General features: G+C 65.0%; 11 protein-coding genes. 3 read left to right on the top strand and 8 right to left on the bottom strand.

The annotated features are described in order from the left end of the window. Positions 1 to 2 precede the first annotated feature (2 nt). The 4 genes from LOC59_RS00275 to LOC59_RS00290 all read right to left on the bottom strand — a co-directional run bounded on the left by LOC59_RS00275 (position 3) and on the right by LOC59_RS00290 (position 5,020). Positions 3 to 1,220 carry an ROK family protein gene (locus LOC59_RS00275; RefSeq protein ID WP_227895982.1) on the bottom strand — a complete coding sequence of 406 codons (1,218 nt, stop codon included), beginning with the start codon at positions 1,218 to 1,220 and terminating at the stop codon, positions 3 to 5. Positions 1,221 to 1,318: 98 nt separating this feature from the next. Next, positions 1,319 to 2,398: a polyprenyl synthetase family protein gene (locus tag LOC59_RS00280; protein WP_229970045.1), complete on the bottom strand. Its 1,080-nt coding sequence runs from the start codon at positions 2,396 to 2,398 to the stop codon at positions 1,319 to 1,321. A 58-nt stretch (positions 2,399 to 2,456) separates the two neighbouring features. After that, on the bottom strand, positions 2,457 to 3,506 hold the full coding sequence (locus LOC59_RS00285; RefSeq protein ID WP_423723841.1) for an ABC transporter permease: 1,050 nt from the start codon (positions 3,504 to 3,506) through the stop codon (positions 2,457 to 2,459). Continuing rightward, positions 3,503 to 5,020, bottom strand: a complete 1,518-nt coding sequence (locus tag LOC59_RS00290; protein WP_229970050.1) for a sugar ABC transporter ATP-binding protein — start codon at positions 5,018 to 5,020, stop codon at positions 3,503 to 3,505. Before LOC59_RS00290 ends, LOC59_RS00285 begins: the two co-directional genes overlap by 4 nt. A 153-nt stretch (positions 5,021 to 5,173) precedes the next feature. Here LOC59_RS00290 and LOC59_RS00295 point away from each other — a divergent pair, with 153 nt between their 5' ends. The 3 genes from LOC59_RS00295 to LOC59_RS00305 all read left to right on the top strand — a co-directional run bounded on the left by LOC59_RS00295 (position 5,174) and on the right by LOC59_RS00305 (position 8,510). After that, positions 5,174 to 6,217, top strand: coding sequence for a substrate-binding domain-containing protein (locus tag LOC59_RS00295; protein WP_227916098.1), 1,044 nt, complete (start codon positions 5,174 to 5,176; stop codon positions 6,215 to 6,217). Positions 6,218 to 6,325: 108 nt separating this feature from the next. After that, positions 6,326 to 7,462: a Gfo/Idh/MocA family protein gene (locus LOC59_RS00300; protein WP_229970832.1), complete on the top strand. Its 1,137-nt coding sequence runs from the start codon at positions 6,326 to 6,328 to the stop codon at positions 7,460 to 7,462. A gap of 46 nt (positions 7,463 to 7,508) precedes the next feature. Next, the gene (locus LOC59_RS00305; protein WP_227916099.1) at positions 7,509 to 8,510 is read left to right on the top strand and encodes a sugar phosphate isomerase/epimerase family protein; all 1,002 of its coding nucleotides are present in this window, start codon (positions 7,509 to 7,511) and stop codon (positions 8,508 to 8,510) included. Positions 8,511 to 8,528: 18 nt separating this feature from the next. Here the strand turns inward: LOC59_RS00305 and LOC59_RS00310 are convergent, their stop codons facing one another. Genes LOC59_RS00310 through LOC59_RS00325 form a run of 4 tightly spaced genes read right to left on the bottom strand, consistent with a single transcriptional unit; the run spans position 8,529 to position 12,324 of the window. Beyond that, entirely contained in the window at positions 8,529 to 9,293 is a 765-nt protein-coding gene (locus LOC59_RS00310; RefSeq protein ID WP_229970053.1) for a ThuA domain-containing protein, read from the bottom strand. After that, entirely contained in the window at positions 9,293 to 10,402 is a 1,110-nt protein-coding gene (locus LOC59_RS00315) for a Gfo/Idh/MocA family protein (protein WP_229970054.1), read from the bottom strand. Before LOC59_RS00315 ends, LOC59_RS00310 begins: the two co-directional genes overlap by 1 nt. Before the next feature lie 30 nt (positions 10,403 to 10,432). Continuing rightward, entirely contained in the window at positions 10,433 to 11,332 is a 900-nt protein-coding gene (locus LOC59_RS00320; RefSeq protein WP_227895975.1) for a carbohydrate ABC transporter permease, read from the bottom strand. Continuing rightward, complete coding sequence (locus LOC59_RS00325; RefSeq protein ID WP_227895974.1) at positions 11,329 to 12,324, bottom strand: carbohydrate ABC transporter permease; 996 nt, start codon at positions 12,322 to 12,324, stop codon at positions 11,329 to 11,331. Before LOC59_RS00325 ends, LOC59_RS00320 begins: the two co-directional genes overlap by 4 nt. Position 12,325 lies beyond the last annotated feature (1 nt).

Consider the following 12,325-nt stretch of genomic DNA (forward strand, 5'->3'; position numbering starts at 1 on the left):
CCCTATTCGTCGGCAGGCCGTTGGAGGAAACCTGCCGGGTCTGATAGAAGCGGCTCAAAAACCAGCTCCGCGGCACCTATGAGGATGGGGTCGTCCCCCAGCGGGGCAAGTTCGATTCTCACGTCTTTCCAGGGTCCACGGGTTCCGCAGTCCGCGAGGGCTTCCTCCAAAGCGCCGGGTGCAGCGCGCACCAGGATGCGGAGGAACCCGCCCAGGACAATAACCGAGGGGTTGAGGAGGCTCATCACCGTTTTCAGTCCCACGGCCAGCAAACCGATCTGGTGGGCGATGACGGCGCGGAGCTTATCGTTGGCGGACCCGTCCTGAAGCTTCTCCAGGAGGACTTCCTCAAGGTTTTCGATTTCCCCGGAGGGCAGTCCAACTGCCTCGATCAGGGCAGCCCGGGTGACCTCGGCTTCCAGGCAGCCGGAGGAACCGCAGGTACAGGAGGTGCCGCCGGTACGTACGTGCGTGTGGCCCAGCTGCCCGGCAAACCCTGCCGCCCCCCGGATCAGGCGTCCGTCACTGATGACACCCCCGCCGATGCCGCTGGCACCGCCGTAGAGATACACCAGGTCGGCCACGCCCCGCCCGGCACCAAACGCGGCCTGGGCGCGGGCCCCCACAACGGCGTCGTTCGCTGTGAACACCGGCAGTCCCAGCGCTTCCCCAAGACGGGAGCTCAGCGGCTCGTCCTGCCAGCCCAGGTGGGGCGCTTCGATGACCGTTCCGTCGTCGGGCCGCACGAGCCCGGGGATTGCCAGGCCCACGCCCATGACCCGGTGACCTGCGGGAAGGGAAGTACGCATGCCCGAATAGACGGCGGTCACGATGTTGACCACCTCAACGCCGGACGGTGCCCGGACCGTGTGGAACCGGACAGTGTTAACTATGTGGCCGCCCAGGGAAACCAGGGCCACGCTTACGACGTCGACGTCCGGGTTGACAACCAGGGCCAGTGCGGCGGGGCTGGGGTCGATCTTGATGCTCGGACGGCCGTGCAGCTGTGCCGTATCCAAGTCGCTCTCCACTGCCAGGCCCAGCTGGGAAAGCTCGGCGACCAGTGCTGCGATCGTGGACCGGTTGAGCCCGGTTGTCCGGGTGAGCTGGGCACGGGATATGCCAGCCGTGGAGTGCACGAGCCGCAGGACGGTGGAGAGGTTGTGCTGGCGGCTCGAATCCCGGTTGCTGCCCGGATGCGTGCGGGCGGTGGCAGACATATTCTTCCCCCGTAGTAGGTCCTTCTGGCGGACGGGCCAGAACCGGACTAGTTTCCCATAGTAAACGTGCTCCGGAGCATCACCCGCGGAAAGCGGGATCAGACGGAGTGGAGCTCGGCAATGAGGGAATACAAGAGTCTTTCCAAGCTCTCGGCAAGCCCAGCGGGAATCTCTTCCCCAAGTTGTTTCACTGCGGCGTGTGCATGTTCGGATGCCAGGTGGACAGCGTGCTCCCGTGCCCCGCACTCCGCCAGCAGGTGACGGATCCGTCCAGCCTCTGCGGCCGTCAGTTCCCCTGATCCCACAAGCTGTGAAATCTCTTTCCACTGCGGCTTAGTGGCTGCATAGGAGAGCAGGACGGTCCGTTTGCCTTCCCGGAGGTCTCCGATGTTTGTCTTCCCCGTGTCCGCTTCGTCACCGAATGTCCCGCGAACGTCATCGGCAATCTGGTAGGCAATTCCGGCATCCCGTCCGAAGGCAGCGAGTCTTGCGGCAACGGAGGCTGTGGCCCCTGCCAGCACGGCGCCGGCTTGAAGCGGTGCCTCAAAGGAGTAGACAGCGGTCTTCCGGCGGGCCACCGTCCGAACCTCCTCGGGGGAGGGCATCTGAACCGCCCGGGCGAACTCAGTATCAAGGAGTTCGCCCCCGATGGAAGAGAACACGGCGTGGTCCAGTATGCGGTTCAGCTGCTGACGCACCTCCCCGCTCGCTTCAACCGCTTCGTGGAGGCGGTAGGCCCCGGCCAGGGACAGGTCCCCAGCCAGCAGTCCGGCAGCCATGCCGGCGTGCTGTGCGGCCTCCGCGGACGCGCCCGCACGCCGGGCCTTGTTGGCGTAGTGCCCCGAGACATTGGGAACCCCGTGCCTCGTGGTGTCCCGGTCAATCACATCGTCATGGATGAGGAACGCGTTGTGGAGGAGTTCATAGACCGCGCCGAGCCTGGCCGCCGCAGCGGGCTCGGGTCCGCCCAGTTGGCGGTAGGCGAGCATGAGCAGGCGCGGACGAAAGCGTTTTCCGCCGGCTGCGTTCCGTTCGATCGCTTCCCACAGGCTGAGGTAGGTCGGATGGACGGAGACAGCCCGCAGCTTGGCATCCGTAAAGAAATGGTCCAGTACGTCTTCGACCAGTCCCAGCTCAGCATCGGATTCCAAGGTGTACTCCGCGTCAAGGAATTTCACTATGCGCCCTCTGCTTCGTCAGTGATGCCCGGCCGTGCCTGCCGCTGCCTCGGGACGGTTAGCCGCCCCGTTTGGATGGCCGCTTGGTAGCGAAGCGCTGCTGCAGCAGGACCGCGACGACGATGATCGTGCCCTTGACGATGGCCTGGACGGAAGTGTCCAGGTTGTTCTGCGTGAAGATGTTGGTGAGGGTGGCGAAGATCAGCACACCCAGGACGGTGCCCATGATCGTGCCGCGGCCGCCCGCCAGCAGCGTTCCGCCCACAACGACGGCGGCAATCGCATCGAGTTCCAACAGCGTGCCGTGGGTCGAGGTGCCGGCCGTTGTTCGTCCAAGCATCATGACTGCGCCGATGCCGGCGAAAAGTCCGGACAGGACGTACAGCGCTACCAGGTGCCGCTTGACCTTGATGCCGGCAAGCCGGGCGGCTTCGCGGTTGCCGCCGATTGCAACGGTCCGGCGGCCGAAGGTGGTGCGGTTCAAGAGGAACCAGCCCACGGCAGCGGCCAGGATGAAGATCCAAACGAGTACTGGAATGCCCAGGAATTCACCGCGCATGGCCCTGGCAAAGTCCCGATTGGTAACGATCTGCGTGCTGCGGCCGGAGATAAGTTCCGCGAGTCCCCGTGCCCCCACCAGCGTCGCGAGCGTCGCGATGAAGGCAACAACGTTTCCGTAGGCGATCACCACGCCGTTTAACAGTCCGACTCCCGCACCGACTGCAAGAGCCACCAAAACCATCAGCAGCCACGATGACTGCGTTGCCGCGAGCTGCACACTCGTCAGGCTGGCGACCACGGTAGCCAGCCCCAGGACCGAACCCACGGATAAGTCGATCCCACCGGCCGTGATGACAAAAGTGACGCCAATGCTAACGACGCCAAGTATGGAGGCGTACCGCAGGATGGTGAGCAGGTTCTCCACGTTCAGGAACCTGTCGCCGCTGGTGACGGCGCCTACGATGACGAGCAGTGCCAGGGCGACGACCAGACCAAGGCTGCGTCCCGCCGATCCGCCGAGGGCCTTTTTCAGCGGATCGGTCCTGGCGGAACTGCCGCCGGGCGGGGTGTTGGTCGGATCAGCGACCGTGGTGTTTGGCTCGCTCACGCGGCACTTCCCTTCATAATGAGATCGAGCACGCCATGCTCGTCAATGTCGCTTGGGTTGGTTTCCGCCAGGACGTTGCCGTCGTCGATGACCAGCACCTTGTCAGCGAGTCCCAGCACTTCTTCGATTTCGCTGGAGACGACGATGATGGCCGTTCCGTCCCCGGCGAGCCTGCGAATCAGGTTGTAGATCTCCGCGCGGGCGCCGACGTCGACGCCCCGGGTCGGTTCATCGAGCAGCAGTACCGGGGTTCCATGGACAACCCATCGGGCCAGCAGGATCTTTTGCTGGTTGCCGCCCGAAAGGGTGCGGGTGGGGCGGTCAGGATCAGCCGGGCGCAGTTCCAAGGCGGCGATTTGGTCCCGGGCAGCGTCGCGTTCAGCCTTTTCGTTGAGGTAGCCGGCACGCGCAAACCGTTCGAACGTGGACAGCGTGACGTTCTTGAACAGCGGCTCATCAAGGATGAGTCCCTGGCTTTTCCGCTCTTCCGGGGAGAGGCCGATTCCGGCGTTGACGGCGGCGGGCACTGAACCGGGGCGGAGGCGTTTGCCGTTCACCGAGATTCTCCCGGAGGTAGGTTTCCGGACGCCGCAGATGGTTTCAAGGATCTCAGAACGCTTGGATCCGACCAGCCCCGCGAGGCCCAGGATTTCTCCTGCCCTGATTTTGAAACTGACCTTCCGGAACTCTCCCTGCAGCACAAGGTCTTCGACGTCGAGCACAACCGGGGCATCCGGGGAAATGGGCTTTCTTGGCGGAAAGACGTTCTCCACGTCCCGCCCGGTCATCAGCCGGACCAGCTCCGACCGCGAAGTCTCCGTGACCTTGAGGCCGCTGGCGGTGCTCTTGCCGTCCTTGAGTACGGAGATCCGGTCACCGATCTGGCGTATCTCCTCGAGCCGGTGGGAGATATAGACCACGGCGATGCCCTGCGCGGTGAGCTCCCGGATCACGCGGAAGAGATTCGCCACTTCACCGGAATCGAGGATGGCGCTGGGTTCGTCCATGATGATGAGCTTGGTGTCGCGGGACAGTGCCCGCGCCAGGCTGACAATCTGCTTGTTGGCAGCGGACAGGGATCCGACCTCGGCTGAGGGCGAGAGCCTGCTGTGCCCGAGCCGCTTCAGCAGAGCCCGGGTTAGTGCGTGGGCCTTCCTGACGCGCAGGATCCCTGCGCTCGCGTTCTCGTGTCCCAGGAAGATGTTCTCCGTCACCGTGAGGCCGTCCACGACGTCCAGCTCCTGGTACATGGTCGCGATGCCCAGGGCCAGTGCTTCGGTGGGATGGGGGAGGGAGACTTCCTGGCCCTCCCAGAGGATCACCCCGCCGTCGGGCTCATGCACCCCGGAGAGGGCCTTGATCAGAGTGGACTTGCCGGCGCCGTTTTGGCCCATCACGCAATGGACCTCTCCGGGCCGCACCTGCAGGTTCACACCCTTGAGTACCTGGACAGTGCCGAACTGCTTCGAGAGGCCGCGCACCTCGAGCAAAGGGGGCTGATCTTCATCGAACATGTGAGGAACCTAACACATTATGTCGGCGGTCGGTATAAGGTCGTCGATTATTTTCAATCTTCTGTTATTGTGATGCGAATCACGCAAAAGTTGCGGCTTTCAGTGGTGGTCATGTTCCTGGCGAAGACGCACTTACTCAATGAGGAGACCCAGATGCCTGCAGTTCTGAAGAAACGGAAAATGCTCATCCCCGTCGGCGCCTTCCTTGCAGTGGGCGCCCTGGTCACGGGGTGCACACCCGGGGACGAGGGCGGAGACAGCCAGCCCTCGAATGCCTCGGTTGAGGGCAACGAGGCCGAGGGCGATACGGTTGTCATCGGCTTCTCAGGCCCGGCAGCAGACCACGGCTGGCTTGGCGCCATCAACAGTGCTGCCCTCGCGGCAGCGGAGGACCTTCCGGACGTCGAGCTGCGGGTTGCGGAAGGCACTAACGACGCCAACCTGCAGATCAGCCAGGTGGAACAGTTCATCAACGACGGCGTTGATGCCATTGTGCTGCTGCCGACCGACGGCGCTGCGCTGACCCAGGTGGCGACCCAGGCCACCGAGGCTGGCATTCCCGTCATCAACGTTGACCGTGAGTTCTCCAGTCCTACAGCTGCCCGGGCCACCGTGCTGGGAGATAACTACGGCATGGGCGTCAGCGCCGGAAACTATATCTGCGAGAAGCTCGGCGGGAATAACGACGCCGTCGTTGCGGAAATTGCCGGAGTCGACTCCCTGCCGCTGACCCAGGACCGCAGCCGGGGCTTCGCGGACGCCCTCGAATCCTGTGGCCTGGAGGTCAGCAACCGGGTGGCGGCAGACTTCACCGTCCAGGGCGGGGAAGCGACCACGTCACAGCTGCTCTCGGCAGCCCCGAAGATCGATGCCATCTGGAACCACGATGACGATCAGGGCATCGGCGTGCTGGCGGCGATCGACAACGCCGGCCGTGACGAGTTCTTTATGGTCGGCGGTGCCGGATCGGCCAACGCCATGCGGGAGATCCAGTCCGGGGAAAGCGTCCTGGAAGCCACGGTGATCTACCCCTCCACCCAGGCAGCGGACGGAATCCGCCTGGCCCGGCTGATCGCGCAGGACAAGGCGATGAGCGACCTGGTTGAGGTCGAGGTCCCGAAGCGCATTGTCCTGAACGCCCCGGTAGTCACTCAGGAGAACGTCGAGCAGTACCTGCCGACCGCCTTCGAATCCTAGAACCGAGATGCGGGGCGCCCGATCGGTCCGGGCGTCCCGCTCCCGCTGAGCATTTCAACCGCCGGAAGAGGAATCATGCTGAACGACGTATCACCCCTGAGAGTTGCCATGATCGGCCACGGATTCATGGGTGCTGCCCATTCGCAGGGATGGCGGGTTGCACCCCGGTTTTTTGACCTTTCCGGCCGTCCCGAGATGGCCCTGCTGGTGGGGCGCGACTCTGAACGGACTGAAGCAGCTGCCCGGAAATGGGGGTGGGAGCAAACGGAGACTGACTGGCGCGCCGCCGTGGCGCGGGATGACATCGACGTCGTAGACATCGTCACCCCCGGAGCATCCCACGCCGAGATCGCCATCGCTGCCCTCGAAGCGGGCAAGCACGTGCTCTGCGAGAAACCGCTGGCCAACACCCTGGACGAGGCAGAAGCCATGGCGGCAGCCGCGGAAGGCGCGCCCGGCAGGGCGATGGTTGGCTTCACCTACCGCAGGGTTCCGGCGGCGTCCTTCGCCAGAGACCTGGTGCAGTCCGGCGCCATCGGCGAGATCCGGCAGGTACGCGCCGTCTACCTCCAGGACTGGTTGGTTGACCCTGAAGCTCCGCTGACCTGGCGGCTGCAGAAGGACGCCGCCGGTTCCGGAGCGCTGGGCGATCTGGGCGCCCACGCCGTCGACCTGGCGCAGTTCATCACCGGCCAGAAGATCACCGCGGTCAGCGGCACGCTCAATACCTTTGTCCATGAACGTCCCCTGTTGGGAGAGGCTTCGGGGCTGGCCGGGACGGGAACCGAGGAAAGGGGTCCGGTCACCGTGGACGATCTGGCCCTCTTTCACAGCCGGTTCGACGGCGGCGCAATCGGCTCCTTCGAAGCGACCCGCATGTCTACCGGCCGGAAGAACGCCCTTCGGGTGGAGGTTGCCGGCTCGCTCGGCGCCGTCAGCTTCGACCTGGAAAAGATGAACTCCCTGGGCTTCTACGACGCGGGGGCTCCGGCCACCCGCCGGGGATTCACGGACATCATGGTCACCGAACCCGAACATCCGTACATGTCGGCGTGGTGGCCCACCGGACACATGCTGGGCTATGAACACGGCTTCACACACCAGGTGAGGGACTTCGTGGAAGCCATAGCCGAAGGGCGCCAGCCGGAACCGTCCTTCGCCGACGGACTGCAGGTGCAGAAGGTCCTCAGCGGAGTCGAACGCAGCGCGGACAACGAGAGTACCTGGACCAAAACCGAAAGCTGACCAGGCCCGGACACAGCTGTCCGGCCCAACACCGAGGAGAAATTCCATGGCACGAAATTTCACCCTTTTTACCGGGCAGTGGGCGGACCTTCCGTTCGAGGAAGTCGCCCGGCTGGCCTCCTCCTGGGGCTATGACGGGCTGGAGATCACCGTCGCCGGAGACCATCTGGACGCCTCGCGCTGGGACGACGAGGATTACGTCGCCGGAAAACTCGAACTGCTGGAGAAGTACAACCTCAAGGTCTGGACCATCTCCAACCACCTCAAGGGCCAGGCGATCTGTGACGACCCCATCGACTTCCGCCACAAGGCAATCGTGGGCTCGCAGGTCTGGGGCGACGGCGACCCGGAAGGCGTGCGGCAGCGGGCAGCGGAGGATATGAAAAACACGGCACGGTTGGCGCGTGCCCTCGGTGTGAACACCGTGGTCGGCTTCACCGGCTCCTCCATCTGGCAGTACGTGGCCATGTTCCCGCCGGTCCCGCAGAGTGTGATCGACGCCGGCTACCAGGACTTCGCGGACCGCTGGAACCCCATCCTGGACGTCTTCGACGAATGCGGCGTCCGGTTTGCCCACGAGGTCCACCCCTCGGAAATCGCGTACGACTACTGGACTACCAAGCGCACTCTGGAAGCGATAGACCACCGGCCGGCCTTCGGGCTGAACTGGGATCCCAGCCACTTCATGTGGCAGGGCATCGATCCCGTGGGCTTCATCCATGACTTCAAGGACCGGATCTACCACGTGGACTGCAAGGACACCCTGCTGAACCTCAGCGGACAACGGACGGTGCTTGGTTCCCACCTGCCCTGGGGCGACCCCCGGCGCGGCTGGGACTTTGTCTCCGCCGGGAGGGGAAGTGTTCCCTGGGAGGCGAGCTTCCGCGCCCTGGCGGCCATCGGCTACGACGGACCCATCTCCGTGGAGTGGGAAGACGCATCGATGGACCGCCTGCACGGGGCGCCCGAAGCGCTGGAGACGCTGCGCGCATTCGACTACCCGGCGCCGTCGGCCTCCTTCGATGCCGCGTTCGGCACCGGGGACTAACGACGCCGGTTGCCGGACTTAGGTCCAGCGCCGCAAGGGGTTTCCGACCTCCGGCTGGGCACGCTCCCGTTCAGGTTGCGCGGCCCAGCGGACGGCGTTGGCAATGACCCGCTGGATGCCGGGGTGGTGGTAGATCGGATAGTCCTGGTCGCCGGGGCTGAAGTAGAAGATCCGTCCGTGGCCGCGGGTGAAGGTCAGGCCTGAGCGGAACACCTCTCCGCCCTCGAAGTTGCTGATGAACACCAGGTCATCCGGCTCGGGAACGTCGAAGAGCTCCCCGTACATTTCGCTGCGCTCCAGATGAAGGGGATTGGGCACGCCGTCCGCGATCGGGTGGGAGGGCTTAACGGTCCAGACCAGCTCGCGTTCGCCGTCGTTCCGCCACTGAAGCGAGCAGGTGGTGCCCATCAGTTTGGTGAAGATCTTCGAGAAATGCCCGGAGTGCAGGACGATCAGGCCCATGCCGCCCAGGACATGCCGGTGCACCCGCTCAACGACCTCGTTGGAGACTTCGTCGTGGGCTTTGTGCCCCCACCAGAGGAGGACGTCCGTGGCGGCAAGCCTCTCCTCGTCGAGTCCGTGCCCGGGATCAGCCAGGACGGCGGTGGACACCTCAGATCCCGGGAAGAAGCCTGCAAGGAAGTCCGCCACCGCGCCGTGGATCCCGGCAGGATAGTCCTCGGCCATGGAGGCGGGCTGGTTGCTGGCCTCATGAACACCTTCGTTCCAGACCAGCACCCGCAGCTTGTCCTCAAACTGGTCCGGGGTTTCAGGGGACTGCATCAGACATCCACCTCCCGCTGTTCGGCGGCAGAGCGGTAACAGGCATCGATGACCCGTGCCCGGCTCAGCGCCAGGGACCCGTCATGGGCGCCCCACACCTCGGGGCCGCCCCGCACGGCAGCCAGGAAATCATCGATGACGGCCTGGTGGCCGGCGCCGGCCTTCACCTCGGGTGACCAGTCGGCATTGCGGCCGTCCTTCTCAGCAAACACCCGCAGGTCAGCCACGGGATTCTTGGACGCTCCCAGTGCATGCAGCCGTGCGCCGCCCTCAGTCCCGTAGACCTGGAAGTCCAGCAGGTCATCCTGTTCCCGGTAGGCGGCCCAGCCGGCTTCGAGCACCAGGGTCCCTCCTCCTTCCAGCCGGACGAACGCGCTGGCAAAGTCCTCCACTTCGAATGCCGACTGGGTTGCCATGGCCGAATACCGTTCGTCGCCGCCGCGGCCGTGGGGTCCCAGTTCGGAGTAGGTTGCCGCGGAAACGGACAGGACCTTGGGTTCACCGAGCAGGTGGAGGGCGTAGTCCAGGACGTGGACGCCCAGGTCAACCAGGGGCCCGCCGCCGGACATTTCCCGGTTGGTGAACCAGCTGCCGAGCATGGGAATCCCGGCCCGGCGCAGCCACGATGCCTTCGCGTAGTACGGCCGTCCCAGGTCCCCGGCTTCGATGATGCGGCGCAGGGTGCTGATGTCTCCGCGCCTGCGGTGGTTGAACGCGACGTCGAGCACCCGCCCTGCCCGCCGGGCGGCGTCGACCATGTCCTGTCCTTCCACGGCGTTCCGTGCCAGCGGTTTCTCGCTCAGGACATGCAGCCCGCGGTCCAGGGCCGCAACGGCGATCGGGGCGTGGAGGAAAGTGGGCACGGCAACGCTGACCGCGTCCAGTTCCTCCAGCGCCACCAAGTCCTGCCAGTCGGTGAAGGCGTGAGGCACGCCGTGCTGTTCCTGGAGCTCGCGGCGAAGGCCCTCCTCCAGCCCGGCCAGGGCAACGACCTCCACGCCGGGCGCACGGGAGTACGCGTCGAGGTGCTGCTGCCCTGCCCAGCCGAGCCCGATCACCCCAACTTTCAGGGGCGGTTCATGGGTGCCGTTGGTTGGCGCGTGGCTCACGGGCTGTCCTCCTGTGTTGCAGTTGATGTTCTATCCCTTGACCGCGCCGGCGGTAAGCCCGGAGACGATCCGTTTCTGGCAGACCAGCACCAGGATCACCAGCGGGATCGTGATGATGATCGAAGCGGCGCTGATGGTGCCCAGCGGCTGGTCGAACTCACTGGTTCCGCTGAAGAACGCAATGGCCACCGGAACCGGCCGTGCCTCCGGGGAGGACGTCAGGGTGACCGGCAGGAGGAACTCGTTCCACACGGAAATAAAGACCAGGATCGCGGTGGTCGCCAGGCCCGGCACCGCCAGCGGCAGAATCACCCGGTAGAAAGCCTGGAAGGGCGAAGCGCCGTCCATATAGGCGGACTCCTCCAGCTCACGCGGGATCTCCCGGAAGAAGGAGGTCAGGGTGTAGATGGCCAGGGGCAGGGCGAAGGTCAGCTTGGGAATGATGATGCCCAGCAGGGTGTCGTACAGCCCGATTTGGGTCCAGATGGAGAACAGCGGAGCCGCGATGGCGATGGCGGGGAAGGTAGTGACCGAAAGGATCAGCGCCAGCAGGAACGCCTTGCGCCGCATCCTCAGCCGCGCCAGGGCGTACGCGGCGAAGGACGCGAACACCATGGCAATGGCAGTCGCACTCACCGCGATGATGACCGAGTTCCGGATGGAGAGCAGGAAGTCGCCGTCCTGGAACACGGTCAGGTAGTTCGCGAGTGTGGGGGCGCTGGGGAAAAGTTCCCCGGAGCTGAGGGCACTGCCGGCCTTCAGCGACGTGTTGAGCAGCCAGTAGAAGGGAACCAGGGAGAACGCCATCACGGCGACCACCACCAGCCAGACGAACGGCCCGGGCCCGGCGTTCCGCGGCCTGCGTGCCTTCCCGGCAGGACGGGGGCGTGCTGCTGCCGGCGCTGCTGCCGTTTCCTGTGCCGTGCTCATTCTTTCTCCTCGGCTACCGCACGGATGTTGCCACCGGCGAATCGGATGTAGATCAGGGAGACCACCATGACCGTGATGAACGTGAGGATGGACAGAGCAGAGCCTTCACCGACCAGCCGGTTTTCCCGCAGCTCGCGGTAGGCCAGCATCGACATGGACTCGGTGCCGTTGGCGCCGCGGGTCAGGACGAACGGCAGGTCGAAGACCCGCAGTGCGTCCAGGGTCCGGAAGATCGCCGCCAGCACGATCGCCGGTTTCAGCAGGGGCAGGGTGATGTTCAGGAAGGTCTTCCACTTCCCGGCCCCGTCCAGTTCGGCTGCTTCGTACACATCCCCGGGAATGACCTGCAGCCCGGCAAGGACCAGCAGGGCAACGAACGGTGCGGTCTTCCAGACATCGGCCAGCACAATGACGGCCATGGCATAGCCGGGTTCACCCAGCCACACCACGTCCCCGCCGGGCAGGCCGAGGGCATCCAGGACGGTGGTCACCAGGCCCAGGTTGGGTTCGAACATGGTGCGCCAGGTGATGGCCGAGACCACCGTGAGGACCGCATAGGGAACCAGCACCACCGTCCGCAGCAGCGCCCTCCCGCGGAACGCCATGTTCAGCAGCAGGGCCAGGCCAATTCCCAGGACGATCTCCAGGCTCACCGAGAACGCGGTGAAAATGAACGTCTGGCCCATCGCCGTCCACCATTCCCCGCTGGTGAGCGCGCTGATGTAGTTGCCCAGCCCCACGAACCGCGAGAGCCCGGACTGGCGCAGGCTGTACTGGTTCATCGACAGCCAGATCGCGTAGGCGATCGGGAAGGCTGCCACCAGCGCCATGACGGTCAGCGCCGGTGCCACCATCTTCCGTGCCAGGCGGCGTTCCGCCTGGGTCCGGCCGGAGGGATTGTCCCGGCCGGAGGAGCGCTTTCCGGTTCCCTTCGCGGACGTTTTCCTGCCGGGTCCGGTGTCCCGGGGATGCGCCTCTATCCCGGCGGCCATG

The organism is Arthrobacter sp. zg-Y916 (assembly GCF_020907385.1).
GTDB lineage: Bacteria > Actinomycetota > Actinomycetes > Actinomycetales > Micrococcaceae > Arthrobacter_B > Arthrobacter_B caoxuetaonis.